Source organism: Kitasatospora sp. NPDC001603 (genome assembly GCF_040298365.1).
In the GTDB taxonomy this organism is placed as follows: domain Bacteria; phylum Actinomycetota; class Actinomycetes; order Streptomycetales; family Streptomycetaceae; genus Kitasatospora.
This window is the reverse complement of record NZ_JBEPAA010000014.1, coordinates 24,226-40,251: the sequence shown is the minus strand read 5'-3', so window position 1 is coordinate 40,251 and position 16,026 is coordinate 24,226. Positions and strand designations below refer to the sequence as shown.

The window sequence follows — 16,026 nt, the reverse complement described above, 5'->3', positions numbered from 1 at the left end:
GTTCGCCCGCCGGATCACCAGAGGAAAGTGCCGATCCGCTCCCGCAGCCCGGGCGCGTCCAGGCCGTAGGCGGCCAGGTGCTCGGCCATCGAGCCGTAGTGCCGGTGCTCCGCGCGCGGCACCCCGAGGGGGAGCACCCGGTGCGCCCGGTCCGCCAGCGCCGCGTGCACCTCCCCGGCGGACGTCCCGGCCAGGTAGGGCTCGACCACCACCACGTCCGCGCGTCCGCCGACCACCGCCCGGAGCCCGGCCGCGTCGAACGGCCGCACGGTGGCCGCGTACAGCACCGAGACGTCCAGCCCCTCGGTGGCCGCCAGCACGGCGTCCAGCATCGGGCCGACCGCGAGCACCACGCCCTTGGCACCCCGGCGCAGGACGGAGAACCGCCCCGCCTCGACCGGTACCGCCGAGGCGTTGCGGTGCTCGGACAGCCGCACGTACACATTGCGGTCACCGTCGGCCACCGCGTGCCGCAGCAACCGCTCCGCCTCGTCCGGGTGCCCCGGGACGTGGACCGTCCAGTCCGGCAGGGTGTCCAGCAGCGCGACGTCGCCCGGCGACATGTGGGTCCGGCCGCCGGCGGGCCAGTCGTAGGAGCCGGCGGCGCTCACCAGCACCGCGCCGACGCCCTGGTGGACGAGGTCCAATTTGACCTGCTCGAAGGGGCGTTCGATCAGGAAGCTGGCGAAGGTGTGGGCGATCGGCCGCATCCCGGTGAGCGCCAGTCCGCCGGCCGCGCCGATCAGCAGCTGCTCGCGGATGCCCACGTTGACCACCCGGTCGGGGTGGCGCTCGGCGGCGGGGGCGAAGCCCGAGGCGCTGATGTCGGCCAGCACGACGGCCAGCCGCGGGTCGTCGTCGAGCAGCCGGGCGGTCACGTCGACGAAGCGCTCGCGCATGGTGTCCATGGAGGTGAAGTCCCTTACTGGTGAGGAGTCTTGACGGGGCGGCGGACGGAGGCGGCGCTCAGGGGTTCTTCGGCTCCACCCGGGCCACCACGACGCGCGGGCGCCCCGGGTGCTCGGCGGTGAACGCCGCGTACAGCGCCTCGTGGTCGCGCCCGTCCACCGTCTCGGCCGACCAGCCCTCGCCCGCGAAGCGCGCCGCGATGCCGCCCCGCCACCCGTGCGTGGCCGAGGAGTTGTCGATGACGACGACGTGCAGCCGGTCCAGCCCGTACGCGCCGGCGAAGGCCAGCGCCTCGTGGTTCGACCCCTCGTCGAACTCCGCGTCCCCGAGCAGGACCCAGACCGCCGGGTCGTCGAGCCCCTGGGCGCGCAGCCCGAGCGCGGTCCCGACCGCCAGCGGCAGACCGTGCCCGAGCGAGCCGGAGCTGATCTCCACCCCGGGGATCAGCAGGCGGTCCGGGTGGTGGCCGAGCGGCGAGTCGTAGGCGCCGAAGCTCGGGAGCAGCTCCGGGTCGATGAAGCCCTTCGCCGCCAGCACCGCGTAGTACGCCATCGGGCCGTGGCCCTTGGAAAGCAGGAAGCGGTCCCGCTCCTGGTCCTCCGCGGTGGCCGGGGTGACCCGCAGGACGCGGTCGTACAGCACCCAGAGCACGTCCAGGGTGGAGGTGGCGGCCGGGCCGTGCTTCTCGGCGCCGGTCATCCGGCCGATCAGGTCCGGGAGTTGCTCGAAGCCGGCCGCGGTGGCGGTGTTCGTCGTCATGCCCACGATCCTGCAACTTGAAGTCAGCTTGAAGTCAAGCGGCTACAGTGAGCGGCATGACCGCCCCCGCATCCGCCCGCGGCGAGAACTCCGGAGCCTCCACCGGACCGAGCCGGCACGACCTGCTCACCATCGGCCAGCTCTCCGAACGCAGCGGCCTCGCCACCTCCGCGCTGCGCTACTACGAGAAGCTCGAACTGATCCACGCCACCCGCACCACCGGCGGCCAGCGCCGCTTCACCCGCGGCACGCTGCGCCGGATCGCCTTCGTCCGCGCCGCCCAGCGCGTCGGCCTCTCCCTCGACGAGGCCAGGGTCGCCCTGGACCGGCTCCCCGAGCACCGCGCCCCCACCGGCACCGAGTGGGACGGCGTCGCCCGGTCCTGGCAGATCCGGATCGACGAGCAGATCGCCGAGCTGGAGCGGCTCAGGGCCAAGCTCACCGGCTGCATCGGCTGCGGCTGCCTCTCGCTCTCCCGCTGCGCCCTGTACAACGCCGCCGACCGCGCCGCCGCGGCCGGCCCGGGCGCGCGCTACCTGCTCACCCGCGACCCGGCCACCGGCCCCGAACCGGGCACCGACGACTGACCGCTCTCCCGCGACGCACGCCGAGGGCGGCCGCACCGGGCGCCCTGACGGCGAACGGCCCGGGCCTCACCCTCCGAGCAGCCGGTCCAGGTCGGCGCGGCCCGGCACGGCGCCGCGGGCACCGAGCGCGGTGACGGCGAAGGCCCCGGCGGCCACCGCGGTGGCCGCCGCCCGGGCGAGCGGGAGGCCGCGGGCGAGTTCGGCGGCGAGCGCGCCGCAGAAGACGTCACCGGCGCCGGTGCTGTCGACGACGGCCACCGGCGGCGCCGTCACGCGTTCGCCGCGGCCGTCCTCGGCGAATAGGGCGCCGTCGCCGCCGAGGGTGACCACCGCGGCCCCGCCGAGCGCCGCCAGCGCCCGGGCCGCCCCGGCCGGATCGTCGTCGCCGGTGAGCTGCCGGGCCTCGACCGCGTTGGCGACGAGCAGGGTGCCCGGTCCGGCCGCCCCGGCCGGGAGCGCCCCGGCGGGCGCGGCATTGTGCACCCATCGCGCACCCGGCACCGCGGCGACGGCCCCGGCCGCCGCTTCGAGGCACGGCGTCGGGACTTCGCCGCTGGTCAGCACCACGTCGCCGGCGCGCAGCCGCAGCGCGGCGAGGGCGTCGGCGACGTGCCCGGCCGACAGCAGCGCGTTCGCGCCCGGCAGCACCAGGATGCTGTTCTCCCCGCCGGGATCCACCATGACCAGGGCCTGCCCCGTCGCGGCCGCGCCCTCGGTGCCCACCGTGCCGGTGCCGACCGCGCGGCGCCGCAGCTCGGCGAGTGCCCGGCGGCCGGCGTCGTCCGCGCCGACCCTCGCGACCAGGTGGGTGGCCGCCCCGAGCGCGGCGGCGGCGACCGCCTGGTTGGCACCCTTGCCCCCGAAACCCTCGTCGACGGAGGTCACCAGCACCGTCTCACCGGGCGCGGGCAGGACGGGACAGCGCAGGATCCGGTCGGCGTTCACCGATCCGACGGCCACCACACGGCCGGGAGTCTCTCTGTTCACCCCTCCTGTCTAGACGGTCGGACGCCCGCGTGCCAGGCCGCCACGGACGGGTCGCGCGCGGAGTGAATATCCGGGCCGGCCGACTTCCCGCTCCCGGCACGACCACCACCCCGGCATTCCGGCTATTCACCGGCATCACTCCCCGCCGGAATTCCGCCGAACCCCGTGCCTTCCGCACATTCGCACGCATGGAATTGCGCGGACTGGTAAGACTCTTGTGATCACGAGAGGAGGTGGCAGACTGTGACTCGACGTCAACTGACAAGGAGCGGCCAGAGTGGACAGCCCGACCGTGCTCCGGCGTAGGCTCGGATCCGAGTTCCGCCGCCTGCGCGAGCAGACCGGGCTGCAGGCGAAAACCGTCGCCGACACCCTGGGATTCAGCGCCGCGAAGGTCTCGCGCATCGAATCGGGCCAGACCACCCTGAAGGAATCGGACGTCCGCGCACTGCTCGAACTGTACGGCGTCCGGGACGATTTCGAGCGGCGGCAGTTCATCTCACTGACCCGCCGCAGCACCCAGCGGGGTTGGTGGCACGACTACGGGGACGCCCTCCCCGACTGGTTCCAGACCTACGTCGGGCTGGAGGCCGATGCCGCCCGCATACGCGCCTACGAGACCGAGTTGATCCCCGGGCTGCTGCAGACGCCGGACTACGCCCGCGCCATGTTCCGGATCTCGCCGTCGGAGCAGCGGCACGGTGAGATCGAACGCCGGGTCAGACTCCGGATCCAGCGCCAGGAGGTCTTCCAGCGCGCCGATCCGCCGGTCGTCCAGGCGGTCCTCAACGAGTCCGCCCTGCGCCGCGCGGTCGGCGGGGCAGAGGTCATGCGCGCCCAGGTGCGCCATCTCGCCGAGTTGGCGCACAAGCCCAGCGTCACGATCCAGGTGCTTCCCTTCAGCACCGGAACGCACCCCGCCATGAGCATGGCCTTCCACATTCTCTCCTTCGCCGACGTACCGGGCGACATCGTCTATGTCGAGGCATTGACGAGCAGCCTCTACCTGGAGAAGGAGTCGGACATCGCGCGTCATGTGATCGTGTTCGACCAGCTCGCGTCGACCGCCATGAACGCCGAGGAGTCCCTGTCCTGGATGCACGATCTCGTCGCGGAGGGGTACGGAGATGACGACTGACCTGGTGTGGCGCAAGAGCAGCTTCAGCGGCAGCGAGGGCGGGAACTGCGTGGAGGTCGCGGACGGTGCCGCCGGTGCGGTGCCGGTGCGGGACAGCAAGGACCCGTACGGCCCCTCCCTCACCTTCACCGCCGACGCCTGGGGCTCCTTCCTGACCGCCCTGCACACCGGTGAGCTGACCGTCCGGCCCTGAAGTCGCCGGCGACGCCCGTGGTCTACTGCCGGTCATGCCGCTGCTGATGCTGGACCTCGACAACACCCTGATCGACCGTGATGCCGCCTTCCTGGCCTCCGCCCGGGCGTTCCTGGCCGAGCACGGCCTGCCCGGCAGCGACCTCGGCTGGATCGCGGAGCTCGACGCGAGCGGGTACACCCCGGAGGACCGGATGGCCGCCGCCCTGGCGGCCCGGTACGGGAGTTCGGTACCGGCGAGCGCCGTCGACGCCCTGCTCGACAACGGTGGCGCCGACCTCGTGGAGCTCGCCGCTCCCACCCGCCGGGCACTGGCCCGGGCCCGGGGCGACGGCTGGGCGTGCGTCATCGTCACCAACGGCCGTACCGGGCAGCAGGAGGCGAAGATCCGCCGTACCGGGCTCGACCGGATCGTCCAGGGCTGGGTGGTCTCCGAGGCCGTCGGCCACAAGAAGCCCGCTCCGGAGATCTTCCGGGCCGCGGCCGAGACGGTGGGGCAGCCGCTCGGCGGCGCCTGGATGGTCGGCGACTCGGCGCACGCCGACATCGCGGGCGCGCACGCGCTCGGCCTGGGCAGCGTCTGGGTGTCGGCCGGCCGCTCGTGGGCGCAGGACGCGTACCGGCCCACCCTGGTCGCCGAGGACGTCGCCACCGCGATCGGCCGCGCGCTCGACCACGCCTGCGGCGGGGGGACCGGCGGCGGGGCGACCGGCGGCCGGTGACGGCCCGGAAAGCTTTACCTCCTGCTGGGGGAACGGCCCCCTCCGCCCAGCTCTCCACGCCCCCTCAACGGCCACCGGAGGCACCCCCGGCGGGCGGACGCGGCGGGCCGCGAGGGGTGGGGCCAGAGCTGCCCGACGGGCCGTCGGGGCCGCCCCGGCGGGCTTCCGGCACGGCCTCCACCGGCCCGGAAAATGGCCTCCGACCAGCCAGTTTCCCTCTTCCGGCGACTAGAATCGAGGGGACCGGACGGCCCCGCGTCCGCCCGTGGAGAGGACCAGATGCACCGCGACATCCGCACCACCGACGACGTCCTGGACCTGCTGGACCAGCTCTTCCCCCCCGCCGCCGACCGGTGGACGGACCAGGCCCGCGACTGGTGGGACCAGTTCTACGCGGACCGCTCCGCGCCGCGCCCCTTCTTCGTCCCCAAGCCCGACGAGAACCTCGTCTCCTACCTGGACCGCGGCCTGCTCACCCCCGGCCGTGCCCTGGACCTCGGCGCCGGCCCCGGACGCAACGCCATCCACCTCGCCTCGCAGGGCTTCGAGGTGGACGCCGTCGACCTCTCCCCCACCGCCGTCGCCTGGGCCGGCGAACGGGCCCGCGAGGCCGGCGCCGACGTGCGCTTCCACTGCGGCAACATCTTCACCGTCGAACTCCCGCACCGGCAGTACGACCTGGTGTACGACTCGGGCTGCCTGCACCACCTCCCGCCGCATCGGCGGATCAGCTACCTCGCCCTGCTGGAGCGGGTGTTGAAGCCGGGCGGGCACCTCGTCGTGAACGCCTTCGCGGCCGGCGCCATGGGCTCCGAACTCCCCGACCGGGAGCTCTACCGCAACGGCCGGCTGGACGGCGGCCTCGCCTACACCCCGGACGAACTGCGCCACCTCTTCTCGGAGTTCACCGAGATCGAGATCCGCCCGATGGTGCCGCACGGGCCCGACTCGCCGCTCTTCGGCATCCCGGTGCTGCTGAGCGCCCTGTTCCGGCGCCCGGCCGAGTAGGCCCGGGCGCCGGGGTTCGCGTGGTGCCGGGAGTGCGCGGTGCCGGGAGTGCGTGGTGCCGGGAGTGCGCGGTGCCGGGGTTCGCGTGGTGCCGGGAGTGCGTGGTGCCGCTACGCCACGACGGCGAGCGGCATCACCCGCCCGCCGTCGGTCAGCAGCATCGCCACCGCGCTCACCGCGCCGGTGGCGAGGTCGACCCGCAGGACCAGCACCCGCTGCCCCTGGTTCTCCGAGCCGTGCTGGACGGTGGTGTACGCCGCGTTGGCGGCGCGGTCGACCACGAACGCCTCCTCCTGGACGGCGGGCCCCCAGAACTGCTCGGGGATGGTGGCGAGCGGCTTGAGCGCGATCCGCGGGTGGGCCGGGTCGGCGGTGTCCACGGTGGCCAGCGCGAGTTCGCGCCCGTCGGCGCTGAGCACCTGGCGGTCGCCCACCAGCGCCTTGGGGTTGAGCACTCCGCCACTGACCTCCGCGACCGGGTTGGCGGCGAGCGTGGCCACCGGGCCGACCCGGACGGTCCGCCGGTCGTCCGCGGCGACCGTCAGCGAGCCGTCGCCGTTGGCCACCGCCCGCTTCGCCACCTGCGCCGACACCACCCGGCCGCCGAGGAAGGCGAGCGCCTCGGGGGCGCGCACCCCGATCCCCTCGACCGGGTGCTCCCCGGTGCCGTCCGGCCGGACGGCCCGCAGGCGCCCGTCGGCCGCCGGACCGCTCGACTCGGCCCAGTGCACGACCTCGCCGCTCACCGGGTCGACGACCGGGGCGCTCTGGCGGGTGCCCGCGCCGGCGGCGGGCAGGCCGGAGATGTCCTTGAGGTCGGTCGGGCCGCCCTGGCCGAGCACGGAGACGCGGGGCTCACCGGGGTGGTCCGCGTCCTGGAAGCCGTACTGCGCGGTGCCGACCATCCCGGCGAAGCCGGCGGTGAAGCCGGCCGGGGTCGCACAGCCGCGGATGTTGGTCGGCGGCTTGGCGAGCCCGTTGCTGACCGCGAAGCTGCGCACCTTCCGCGCCGCGCCGTCCGCGCCGACGGTGACCAGGACGCAGCGCTCGTCCGGCGTCCCGGCGTGCGTGCTCACCGAGAGGACCAGGCCGCCGACCTCGGTCGCGGTGGGCAGCGTGTCGAGGAGCACCTTCTCCGGGAACCGCACCTCGGCCGTCGGCCCGCCGGTGCCCGTCGTGGCACCCGCCGACGGAGTGGCCTCCCCCGTCCCCGTACCGCCGCTCTGGCACGCCGTCAGCGCCAGCAGCGGCACGGCGGCCGCCGCCAGGACAGCCCTGCGCAAGGGCTTCATGCCCCCCACCTCCACCCGTTCGGTTCCGGCCCAGGGTAGCCGGGCCCGGTTCCGGGCCGTACGGCGGCGGCCGGTCGGTCGGTCCGGCGGGTGACCGGGGGCGGTCCCGCCGACCGCCGGGCGCGGTCGCGGCCGCGGCAGCTCAGGACCGCGCCGGGGCAGTGCTCCCGGGAGGGGTACCGGAAGGCGGACTCCTCGTCGCCGCCCCCCTGGCCGTCGCCGGACGCCGATGCCCTACGGTGGGCGCCGGAAGGGGTGGCACATGACCGACGACCGACCGACGAACTCGGCTCCACCGCCCACGCCTTGGCCGCTGATCGCGACCGGGAAGCCGTTCGCCGACCGGGTCGGCGACCTGGTCCGGGCCTGGGAGGCCGACGGGCGGGACCCGGACCGGCTGGTGGACGGGAAGCCGTTCTTCGCCCTGTACTGCTGGCACCTGTGGACCATCCGCGAGGGCCGGCCGCACGACGCCGCCACGGCCGCGTACGTGGCGAGCGCCCACCGGGCGAACGGCGGCGCGGCCGGCTGGGACGCCCTGCTGCGCGGCCGGGCGTACTGCTCCTGCCACGGCGAGCGCTGGCGGCTGGAGAACCTCTCGATCTGCCTCGGCTGCCTGGAGTACGTCTGCTTCGAGCTCGGCCGGCCGTGCTGCCACGGCGCGCCGGTCGTCGGCTGAGGCTCGGCCGGAACCGGCCCCGCCGGACCGCCCGACCGCCCGGCTACCGCCCGACTGCCCGACCCGCCCGGGTACCGCCCGACCGCCCGGGTGCCGCCCGACCGACAGTCCGTCAGCCGGCCAGCAGCCGGGCCAGCAGCGCCGCCGGACCCTCCGGCAGGCTGCCGTGCACCAGCTCCGTCCGGTGGACCAGCCGCGGCTCCCGGACCGGCACGGCGACGACGCCCGCCGCGCCCTCCGCCGCCGGGGCCGGGAGGACGACCAGGCCGTGCCCGGCGGCGACCAGGGCGAGCAGGCCCCGGACGTCCGTACCCAGGTAGCGCGCGGCCGGGCGGAACCCGTCGACGGCGGTGGCGGCCCGCAGCCGGGCCGCGTCCGGCGCCAGGTCGGGAGCGTCCAGCCAGCGCGCGGCGGACAGGTCGGCCAGGGCCAGACCCGCGCGGCCGGCCAACGGGTGCCCGGCGGGCAGCGCGACGGCGAGCGGCCGCTCCCCGACCGCGACCGTGCCGAGCGGACCGACCTCCGGGAGCGGCAGCGGGTCGCTCGGGGCCGCGAGCCCGTCGATCAGGGCGAGGTCCACCTCGCCGGTCGCCACCTGGGCGGGCAGCGCCTGCGGGGGGAGGACCCGCACGACGAGGTCCAGTCGCGGGTACTCCCGGCGCACGTCGGCCAGCGCGCTCCCGAGCGCGGCGCCGACCGCCAGCGGGGTGGCCCCGAGCACCAGGCGGGCGCTCGGGGTGCCCGCCAGGCGTGCGACGTCGGCGCGCGCCGCGTCCAGCCGCACCAGCAGCGGGGCGGCGTGCTCCAGCAGCCGCGCGCCGGCCTCGGTCGGTCCGACCGGGCGGCGGCCGAGCAGGACCGTCCCGAGATCGGCCTCCAGCGCGGCGATCTGCTGGGAGACCGCGGACTGCGTGAAGCCGAGCGCACGGGCCGCCTCGGAGAAGGAGCCGAGCCGGACCACGGTGACGAAGGTGCGCAGCTGCTGGGGGTCCATGGCTATCAGATCCTCTGATCCAAAGGTAAGAGATCATCGTTGGCGCTGATCCAGAGTCAGGGGTCAGGATAGCCGCATGACCTATCTGACCCCCCGCCTCGCCCTGGTCGGCGACCGCTCCCCCGCCGTCCGCTCGCACGCCCGCGTGCCCGGGCTGCTCGACGCCCTCGCCACCCGCGACCAGCTCGCCCTGGACGCCTACTGGATCCCCACCGGGGACGCCGGGGCAGCGGGCGCCCTCGACGGCTTCGACGCCGTCTGGCTGCTCCCGGGCAGCCCCTACCGCAGCGAGGCGGGCGCGCTGGCCGCCGTCCGCACCGCCCGCGAGCGGGGCATCCCGTTCCTCGGCACCTGCGCCGGCTTCCAGCACGCCGTGGTGGAGTACGCCCGCAACGTCTGCGGCATCGACGGCGCGGCGCACGGCGAGAGCCACCCCGACGAGGACGACCTGGTGATCGTGCCGCTCAGCTGTTCACTGGTCGGGCACGAGGGCGCGGTGCGGATCGCCCCCGGCACCCTCGCCGAACGCGTGCTCGGGGAGACCCGGACGCTGGAGCGCTACCACTGCCAGTACGGGCTGAACCCGGCCTACCTGGAGCGGCTGCGCGCGCCCGGGCTGCGGTTCAGCGGTACGGACGAGGCCGGCGAGCCGCGGATCCTCGAACTGCCGGAGCACCCCTTCTTCCTGGCCTCGCTCTTCCAGCCCGAACTGGCCGGGGACGGCACCCGGGCGCACCCCTTCGTCCGGGCGCTGGCCGCCGCGGCGGCCGAGCACGCCAGCGCGGCCGCCCGCGCCTGAACCGGCCGCACCTGAGCCGGCCGCCGGGGTGCGGGCGGGAACGGCGGGCTCACATCGGCAGCGACCGCAGCCGCACCGGCCCGTCGGGCAGCCGCGCCCCCTCGGTCAGCGGTGTCCACATGGTCCGCAGCGGCATCGGTACGACCCGCCCGCCCGGCTGCTCCACCAGCACCTCACCCGCCGTCTCCCGCCAGCCGAGCCGCTCGTAGAGCGCGACCAGCGGCGGCCGGCAGAACAGCAGCGCGTACCGCGGGCCCAGCGTCCGGGCGTGCGCCAGGGCCGCGCCGACCACCACCCGGGCCAGGCCCCGGCCCCGGGCGTCGGGGGCGACGGCCACGCCGCCGACCCCCACCGCCTCGGTGTCCATCCCGCCGACCGTCAGCGGCAGCGGCAGCAGGCCGGCGTGGGCGACCAGGCGGCCGTCCGCCGCCCGGACGCCGAAGTGGATCTCCTTCGGCAGCCAGGTCAGGCCGGTGTGCGCGACCCCGAAGGGATCGTCACCGGCGCCCAGGATCTCTTCGAGGTCGCGCCGGGCGTACTCGGCGAGGCGAACGGCAGCGGCGGCGGGTGCGGGAGCGGGCGCGGCAGCGACGGCGGGAGCGGGGTGATCGGCCATCCCCCCATGATCGCCTTCCCGGCCGGCTTCGAGAAGGGTCAGCCCTGACGGGCCTTCAACGCGTTCCAGACCTCGTCGACCCGGGGGGCGAGTGCCTCCAGCGGTCCGCTGTTGTCGATCACCACGCCCGCGACGGCCAGCCGGTCGGCCCGGGAGGCCTGCGCGGCCATCCGGGCCCGGGCCTCCTCCTCGGTCATGCCGCGCAGCCGGACCAGCCGGTCGATCCGCACCTCGTCGTCGGCGTCGACCACCAGGACCAGGTCGTACAGCGGGGCGAGGCCGTTCTCCGCCAGCAGCGGGACGTCGTGCACCACCACCGCGTCCGGGGCGGCGGCCGCCTCCAGCTCGGCGGACCGGGCCCGGACCAGCGGGTGGACGATCGCGTTCAGCGCCCGCAGCCGCTCGGGGTCGGCGAAGACGACGGCGCCGAGCGCCGGGCGGTCCAGCGCACCGTCCGGCCGCAGCACGCCCTCGCCGAACTCGGCCACCACGGCGCCCAGGCCGTCCGTCCCCGGGGCGACCACCTCACGGGCGATCACGTCCGAGTCCACGATCACCGCGCCGTGGGCGGCGAGCAGCCGCGACACCTCGCTCTTGCCCGCACCGATGCCACCCGTCAGTCCGATCTTCAGCATGGCGCCAGGCTACCGGCGCCCCCGGCCCGCGGTCAGCCCCGACCGGGCTCAGTCCAGGTCGAGGCTCTCGCCGTCCCCGAGGGTGCGCAGCTCGGCGCCCGTCCCCGGGCCGCCGGGGCCGACCAGTCGGGTGTGCACGGCCAGGCCCGCCGGGCTGAGCACCGCGTCGTGGATCGGCAGCGCCCGGCGCGGGCCCGCCTCCCGGACGTAGTCGACCAGTTCGGAGACCTTGGTCCACGGGGCGGCGATCGGGAGCAGCAGCGTCTCCACCACGTGCGGCGGCACGGTCAGCGCGTCACCGGGGTGGAAGAGCCGGCCGTCGAAGAGGAAGCCGATGTTCTTCACCGGCGGGATGTCCGGGTGGATCACCGCGTGCCACTCGCCGTGCACGGAGACCTCGATCCCGCCGATCTCGAAGGCGTCGCCCTCGCCGACCACCGCGACCCGAGGGGCGACGCCGTCCAGCTGGTCGGCGACCGCTCGGTTGGTCCAGACCCGCAGCGCCGGGTCGGCCTCCAGGGCGGCGCGCAGCCGGGCCTCCTCGAAGTGGTCGGCGTGCTCGTGGGTGATCAGCACCGCGTCCGCGCCGGCGAAGGCGGCGGGGTCGGTGAACATCCCGGGGTCGACGACGACGGTGGTGCCGCCGTGCTCCAGGCGGACGCAGGCATGGCCGAACTTGGTGATTCGCATGGGAAAACCGTACAGCAAGGCTGTGCAGTTTCGCTGTACACCTGAGCGATAGACTTCTCCCATGACCAGCGACACCGCAGGCGGCCGCGACACCGCCGCCGCTCCGCGTCCGGAGACCCTCGAACTGGCCGCCGACCTCCGCGCCGCCGTCGGCGACCTGGTCCGCGCGCTCCGCCCCGGCGACACCCTGCCGCAGAACCAGGCGGGCGTCCTCGGCCTGCTGATCCGCGACGGGCAGGCCCTCACCGTCAGCGAACTCGCCACCCGCCAGCGCGTCCGCCACCAGTCGATGGCCCGCACGGTCGCCCTGCTCACCGGGGCCGGCCTGGTCACCCAGGAGCCGCACGCCACCGACGGACGCAAGCTGCTCGTCTCCCCCACCCGGGCCGGCCGCGCCGCCCTCGCCGAGCAGCGCGCCCGCCGCGAGGCCCGGATCGCCACCGCCATCGAGGCCCGACTCACCCCCGGGGAGCGGGAGACCCTCCGCGACGCCGTCGCCCTGCTGCGCCGCCTGCCCTGACCGCCGCGCACGGCGGCGGGCAACTCCCCGGACGGGGAGCGGTTCTGACGCCCTGCTAGGGTCCGAACCCGTGACAGACAGGGCTCAGCAGCAGTACGAGGCCATGCGGGGCCACTTCCACCGGGCCGCCGAGCAGCGCGGCTTCGTGCTCGACCCCGCGCAGGAACCGCCGGTCGAACGGCTCAGCCGACTCGCGGGGGAACTGGCCCGCCCGACCTGGCGGCCGCGGCAGCCACCACGGCACCTCTACCTCTGGGGACCGGTCGGCCGCGGCAAGAGCTGGCTGGTGGACACCTTCCTCGACGGCCTGCCCACCCCGCGCAAGCGCCGGCTGCACTTCCACGACTTCTTCCGCCGGCTGCACGAGGGCGTCGCGCAGGAGTCCCACGCGCACCGGGCGGGCTCCGCGGTCGACCGGGCCGTCGACGAGCTGCTCGGGGACTGCCGGCTGCTGGTCTTCGACGAGTTCCACGCCCACGACGCGGGCGACGCCATGCTGGTCGCCCGTCTGTTCACCACCCTGCTCAACCGCCGGACCACCCTGGTGACCACGTCCAACTACCCGCCCGACGGACTGATGCCGGACCCGCTCCACCACCACCTCTTCGAGCCGACGATCAGGCTGATCACCGAACGGATGGACGTCCTGGGCGTCTGCGGGGCGGTGGACTTCCGGCGGCAGCCGCGCGCCGAGGACGCCCGGCAGCGCTTCACCCGCGGCGCCCGGCTGCTTCCGGGGACGGAGCGGGCCGCGGGCCTCACACCGCCCCGGCCCGAGGAGGCCACCGCGGTGACGGCGCACCACCGCGAGCTGCCGGCCCGGGCGGTCCGCGACGACCTGGTCTGGCTCGGTTTCGACGAGCTGTGCGAGGGCCGCACCGCCGTACCCGACTACCTGGCGCTCGCCGAGCGCTTTCCCACGCTCGTCCTGGACGGTGTGCCGCCGCTGGCCACCGCCTCCTCCGACGCGCGCCAGCGCTTCGCCAACCTGGTCGACGTCTGCTGCGACCGCGACACCCGCCTGGTGCTGATCGGCGCCGACCCGCTCGCCGGACTGCCCGCCGGCTCCGGCCTGCTGCGCGACCTCGACCGCACCGCCAGCCGGCTCGCCCTGCTCCGGCAGCCCGGCTGAGCCTCAGGTGTCCGCGCCCACCCCGGCGCCCGCCAGGTCGTGGACGGGGGCCCGCGGCACCGGCAGCACGGCCGGCTCGATGGCCGGCAGTTCGACGTGCTCGCTCAGGCCGAACCGCCGGTGCAGCCGCCGCAGCGGAGCCGGGGCCCACCAGTTGAACTCGCCGAAGAGGCTCATCGCGGCGGGCACCAGCAGGCAGCGGACCAGGGTGGCGTCCACCGCCACGGCGACGGCCAGCGCGATGCCCATCTGCTTGACCATCAACATGTCGCCGAGCGCGAATCCGGCGAAGACGATCACCATCAGCAGGGCCGCCGAGGTGATGATCTTCCCGCTGCGCTGGACGCCCAGTTCGACCGCCCGGGTACAGCTGTGCCCCTTGTCCCGCAGTTCCTTGATCCGGGCGAGCAGGAACACCTCGTAGTCCATCGACAGGCCGAACGCGAAGGCGAAGACCAGCACCGGGATGAACGTCTCCAGCCCGCCCGTGGGGCTGAAGCCGAGCAGACCGCTGAACCAGCCGTCCTGGAAGACCAGGGTGAGCGCGCCCAGGGAGGCGCCGAGCGAGAGCAGGTTCATCAGCAGGGCCTTGACCGGCATCACCAGCGAGCCCGTCATCAGGAAGAGCAGCACCAGCGTCCCGAGCGCCACCAGGCCGAGCGCGATCGGGCCCCGGGTGAGCAGTTCGTGCTGGAAGTCGACCACCGAGGCGGCCCCGCCGGTGACGTAGGTGGTGAGCCCGCTCCGGTCGGCGCGCAGCTCCTTGACCACCTGTTCGGCCTCGGCGCCCTGGGGATCGCCGTGCACCAGCACGTCGATGGTGGAGAGCCGGTCGCCGACCGGGGTCACCGCCCGGACGCCGTCCACTCCGGGCAGCTTGGCGACCACGTCGTCCGCGTACGCCTGGGCCACCGGCGCGCCGCCCTCGACGACCACGGTGATCGGGGCCTGGGCGGACTGCGGGAAGCGCTGGTCGATGGTCTCGGCGACCTGCCGGCCGGCCGAGGAGGCGGGCAGCACGGCGGCCCCGGAGGTCCGCATGTCGGCGTGCAGGAACGGCGCCCCGGCGGCCATCAGCAGCGCGGTGCAGGCGAGGGCGACCGGGACGGCGCGCTTGCGGACCCGGCGGACGGTGCGGCTGAAGAAGCCCTCGTCGGGGACGGGCCCGCTCGGTGCCCTGATCCGGCTCCCGGCGAAGCCGAGCAGCGCGGGTATCAGGGTCAGGGCCGCGGCCACGGCGATCACCACCACGCTGACTCCGGCGGCGGCGACCGCGCCGAGCACCGGACTGGTGAAGACGAAGAGGCCGGAGAGCGCCACGGCGACGGTCAGTCCGGAGAAGGCCACCGTCCGGCCCGCGGTGGCGGCGGTCCGTTCGACGGCGGCGGCGATGCCCGCGCCGTGCCCGCGTTCCTCGCGGAAACGATTCACCATGAGCAGTGCGTAGTCGATCGACAGGCCCAGTCCCAGCACGGTGGCGATCGGCAGCACGCTGGTGTCGATGTCCATGATCCTGCTGAACCCGAACATGGCCAGCAGCGCGCCGCCCACCGAGGCGACCGCGCCGATCACCGGCAGGCTGGCGGCGGCCAGGCCGCCGAAGACCAGCACCATGACGACCAGGGTGAGCGGCAGGGTGACGATCTCGCCGAACCGGGTGTCCTTCTCGGTCTGCTTCTTGACCTCCTGCTCCAGCACGAGGTCGCCGCCGACGGTGACCGCGGCCCCGTCCGCCCGGATCCCGGCGAGGCGCTGGCCGACGGCGTCGGCCTGCGCGGCGATACTGTCGTCGGCCATCCGGACCGAGACCAGGCCGGCGCCGCCGTCGGCCGAGCGCAGCGCGGCGGCGGCCGGGCCGGGGCCGTAGGCGTCGCTGACCGAGGAGACCCCCGGCAGTGCGGCGATCTCGGCGGTGGCGCGGGTGACGGCGTCCCGGACCCCCGGGTCGTCGACGGGCCTGCCGTCCACCACCGCGGTCACCGTGCCCCGGGCCGGGTCGGCCGCGGTGACCACCGCGCTGCCGCGGTCGGCCTCGGAACTGGCCGAGGAGGCACCGGCGACGGACCCCTCGAACACCCGGCCGCCGATCAGGACCCCGACCACCAGGACGACGGCCCAGAGACCGAGGACCCACCGCCGGTGCCGGAAGCAGAACCGGCCGAGGGCAGCGAGCCGCCCGTCGACCTGACGGCCGGCGGACGTGCGGGTGGGGGGTGTCACTGCGGTGCTACGGCGCATGTGCGGGGGGTGCCTAGCGTGTGGGGCCGGAGTGAACGGCCCGTCGGGCAACTCATCCCAAGGTAGGGCCTAGGTCCTGAATCACCCATAGGCACCCGATGAGCCCCTTATCACAAAAATCCAGCGGAT

General features: G+C 75.1%; 18 protein-coding genes. 9 read left to right on the top strand and 9 right to left on the bottom strand.

Translation table 11 applies throughout. The features are described 5' to 3' along the window. Nucleotides 1-14 precede the first annotated feature (14 nt). Nucleotides 15-908: a transketolase family protein gene (locus tag ABT263_RS12050; protein ID WP_352290287.1), complete on the bottom strand. Its 894-nt coding sequence runs from the start codon at nt 906-908 to the stop codon at nt 15-17. 58 nt (nt 909-966) lie between these two features. Continuing rightward, complete coding sequence (locus ABT263_RS12045) at nt 967-1,668, bottom strand: thiamine pyrophosphate-binding protein (protein WP_352290285.1); 702 nt, start codon at nt 1,666-1,668, stop codon at nt 967-969. A 56-nt stretch (nt 1,669-1,724) separates the two neighbouring features. Between ABT263_RS12045 and soxR the strand changes: the two genes are divergently transcribed. Continuing rightward, the gene (gene soxR, locus ABT263_RS12040; RefSeq protein WP_352290283.1) at nt 1,725-2,255 is read left to right on the top strand and encodes a redox-sensitive transcriptional activator SoxR; all 531 of its coding nucleotides are present in this window, start codon (nt 1,725-1,727) and stop codon (nt 2,253-2,255) included. 66 nt (nt 2,256-2,321) lie between these two features. Here soxR and ABT263_RS12035 read toward each other — a convergent pair whose 3' ends face one another. Then, nucleotides 2,322-3,242 (bottom strand): PfkB family carbohydrate kinase, encoded by a 921-nt coding sequence (locus ABT263_RS12035; RefSeq protein ID WP_352290281.1) that lies wholly within the window; start codon nt 3,240-3,242, stop codon nt 2,322-2,324. Between the two features lie 277 nt (nt 3,243-3,519). Here ABT263_RS12035 and ABT263_RS12030 point away from each other — a divergent pair, with 277 nt between their 5' ends. The 4 genes from ABT263_RS12030 (at nt 3,520) to ABT263_RS12015 (ending at nt 6,302) form a co-directional block, all read left to right on the top strand. Next, complete coding sequence (locus ABT263_RS12030) at nt 3,520-4,380, top strand: helix-turn-helix domain-containing protein (protein WP_352290279.1); 861 nt, start codon at nt 3,520-3,522, stop codon at nt 4,378-4,380. Then, nucleotides 4,370-4,573, top strand: a complete 204-nt coding sequence (locus ABT263_RS12025) for a DUF397 domain-containing protein (RefSeq protein ID WP_352290277.1) — start codon at nt 4,370-4,372, stop codon at nt 4,571-4,573. Before ABT263_RS12030 ends, ABT263_RS12025 begins: the two co-directional genes overlap by 11 nt. A 34-nt stretch (nt 4,574-4,607) precedes the next feature. Next, entirely contained in the window at nt 4,608-5,294 is a 687-nt protein-coding gene (locus tag ABT263_RS12020) for an HAD family hydrolase (protein WP_352290276.1), read from the top strand. Nucleotides 5,295-5,573: 279 nt separating this feature from the next. Continuing rightward, complete coding sequence (locus ABT263_RS12015) at nt 5,574-6,302, top strand: class I SAM-dependent methyltransferase (RefSeq protein ID WP_352290274.1); 729 nt, start codon at nt 5,574-5,576, stop codon at nt 6,300-6,302. 110 nt (nt 6,303-6,412) lie between these two features. Here ABT263_RS12015 and ABT263_RS12010 read toward each other — a convergent pair whose 3' ends face one another. Beyond that, a complete protein-coding gene (locus ABT263_RS12010; RefSeq protein WP_352290272.1) occupies nt 6,413-7,594 on the bottom strand; it encodes a hypothetical protein in 1,182 nt (393 codons plus the stop codon). Between the two features lie 262 nt (nt 7,595-7,856). On the opposite strand from ABT263_RS12010, the gene ABT263_RS12005 reads away from it, so the two are divergent. Further along, nucleotides 7,857-8,273, top strand: a complete 417-nt coding sequence (locus ABT263_RS12005) for a hypothetical protein (protein WP_352290270.1) — start codon at nt 7,857-7,859, stop codon at nt 8,271-8,273. 112 nt (nt 8,274-8,385) lie between these two features. On the opposite strand, the gene ABT263_RS12000 is transcribed toward ABT263_RS12005, so the two are convergent. Further along, complete coding sequence (locus ABT263_RS12000; protein ID WP_352290268.1) at nt 8,386-9,267, bottom strand: LysR family transcriptional regulator; 882 nt, start codon at nt 9,265-9,267, stop codon at nt 8,386-8,388. Nucleotides 9,268-9,343: 76 nt separating this feature from the next. Between ABT263_RS12000 and ABT263_RS11995 the strand changes: the two genes are divergently transcribed. Further along, nucleotides 9,344-10,066 (top strand): CTP synthase C-terminal region-related (seleno)protein, encoded by a 723-nt coding sequence (locus ABT263_RS11995; RefSeq protein ID WP_352290266.1) that lies wholly within the window; start codon nt 9,344-9,346, stop codon nt 10,064-10,066. Between the two features lie 49 nt (nt 10,067-10,115). Here the strand turns inward: ABT263_RS11995 and ABT263_RS11990 are convergent, their stop codons facing one another. From ABT263_RS11990 to ABT263_RS11980, 3 genes are read right to left on the bottom strand one after another with little or no spacing between them, the layout of a single operon-like run. Continuing rightward, nucleotides 10,116-10,682 carry a GNAT family N-acetyltransferase gene (locus ABT263_RS11990; protein WP_352290264.1) on the bottom strand — a complete coding sequence of 189 codons (567 nt, stop codon included), beginning with the start codon at nt 10,680-10,682 and terminating at the stop codon, nt 10,116-10,118. Nucleotides 10,683-10,720: 38 nt separating this feature from the next. Beyond that, nucleotides 10,721-11,317 (bottom strand): dephospho-CoA kinase, encoded by a 597-nt coding sequence (coaE, locus tag ABT263_RS11985; RefSeq protein WP_329487177.1) that lies wholly within the window; start codon nt 11,315-11,317, stop codon nt 10,721-10,723. Nucleotides 11,318-11,365: 48 nt separating this feature from the next. Then, the gene (locus tag ABT263_RS11980) at nt 11,366-12,007 is read right to left on the bottom strand and encodes an MBL fold metallo-hydrolase (RefSeq protein ID WP_352290262.1); all 642 of its coding nucleotides are present in this window, start codon (nt 12,005-12,007) and stop codon (nt 11,366-11,368) included. 61 nt (nt 12,008-12,068) lie between these two features. Between ABT263_RS11980 and ABT263_RS11975 the strand changes: the two genes are divergently transcribed. Together ABT263_RS11975 and zapE are read left to right on the top strand one after the other, a co-directional pair. Further along, entirely contained in the window at nt 12,069-12,527 is a 459-nt protein-coding gene (locus ABT263_RS11975) for a MarR family winged helix-turn-helix transcriptional regulator (RefSeq protein ID WP_352290260.1), read from the top strand. Between the two features lie 70 nt (nt 12,528-12,597). Further along, on the top strand, nt 12,598-13,659 hold the full coding sequence (gene zapE / locus ABT263_RS11970; RefSeq protein WP_352290258.1) for a cell division protein ZapE: 1,062 nt from the start codon (nt 12,598-12,600) through the stop codon (nt 13,657-13,659). Nucleotides 13,660-13,662: 3 nt separating this feature from the next. On the opposite strand, the gene ABT263_RS11965 is transcribed toward zapE, so the two are convergent. Next, the gene (locus tag ABT263_RS11965; protein ID WP_352290257.1) at nt 13,663-15,897 is read right to left on the bottom strand and encodes an MMPL family transporter; all 2,235 of its coding nucleotides are present in this window, start codon (nt 15,895-15,897) and stop codon (nt 13,663-13,665) included. Nucleotides 15,898-16,026 lie beyond the last annotated feature (129 nt).

Excerpts from the sequence above, each read along its gene's own strand:
- ABT263_RS12015 (WP_352290274.1), top strand. The coding sequence starts at position 5,574 with ATGCACCGCGACATCCGCACCACCGACGACGTCCTGGACCTGCTGGAC.
- ABT263_RS11995 (WP_352290266.1), top strand. The coding sequence starts at position 9,344 with ATGACCTATCTGACCCCCCGCCTCGCCCTGGTCGGCGACCGCTCCCCC.
- ABT263_RS12020 (WP_352290276.1), top strand. The coding sequence starts at position 4,608 with ATGCCGCTGCTGATGCTGGACCTCGACAACACCCTGATCGACCGTGAT.
- ABT263_RS11990 (WP_352290264.1), bottom strand. The coding sequence starts at position 10,682 with ATGGCCGATCACCCCGCTCCCGCCGTCGCTGCCGCGCCCGCTCCCGCA.
- ABT263_RS12050 (WP_352290287.1), bottom strand. The coding sequence starts at position 908 with ATGGACACCATGCGCGAGCGCTTCGTCGACGTGACCGCCCGGCTGCTC.
- ABT263_RS12025 (WP_352290277.1), top strand. The coding sequence starts at position 4,370 with ATGACGACTGACCTGGTGTGGCGCAAGAGCAGCTTCAGCGGCAGCGAG.
- coaE (WP_329487177.1), bottom strand. The coding sequence starts at position 11,317 with ATGCTGAAGATCGGACTGACGGGTGGCATCGGTGCGGGCAAGAGCGAG.
- ABT263_RS11965 (WP_352290257.1), bottom strand. The coding sequence starts at position 15,897 with ATGCGCCGTAGCACCGCAGTGACACCCCCCACCCGCACGTCCGCCGGC.
- ABT263_RS12010 (WP_352290272.1), bottom strand. The coding sequence starts at position 7,594 with ATGAAGCCCTTGCGCAGGGCTGTCCTGGCGGCGGCCGCCGTGCCGCTG.
- ABT263_RS11975 (WP_352290260.1), top strand. The coding sequence starts at position 12,069 with ATGACCAGCGACACCGCAGGCGGCCGCGACACCGCCGCCGCTCCGCGT.
- ABT263_RS11980 (WP_352290262.1), bottom strand. The coding sequence starts at position 12,007 with ATGCGAATCACCAAGTTCGGCCATGCCTGCGTCCGCCTGGAGCACGGC.
- ABT263_RS12000 (WP_352290268.1), bottom strand. The coding sequence starts at position 9,267 with ATGGACCCCCAGCAGCTGCGCACCTTCGTCACCGTGGTCCGGCTCGGC.
- soxR (WP_352290283.1), top strand. The coding sequence starts at position 1,725 with ATGACCGCCCCCGCATCCGCCCGCGGCGAGAACTCCGGAGCCTCCACC.
- ABT263_RS12045 (WP_352290285.1), bottom strand. The coding sequence starts at position 1,668 with ATGACGACGAACACCGCCACCGCGGCCGGCTTCGAGCAACTCCCGGAC.
- ABT263_RS12005 (WP_352290270.1), top strand. The coding sequence starts at position 7,857 with ATGACCGACGACCGACCGACGAACTCGGCTCCACCGCCCACGCCTTGG.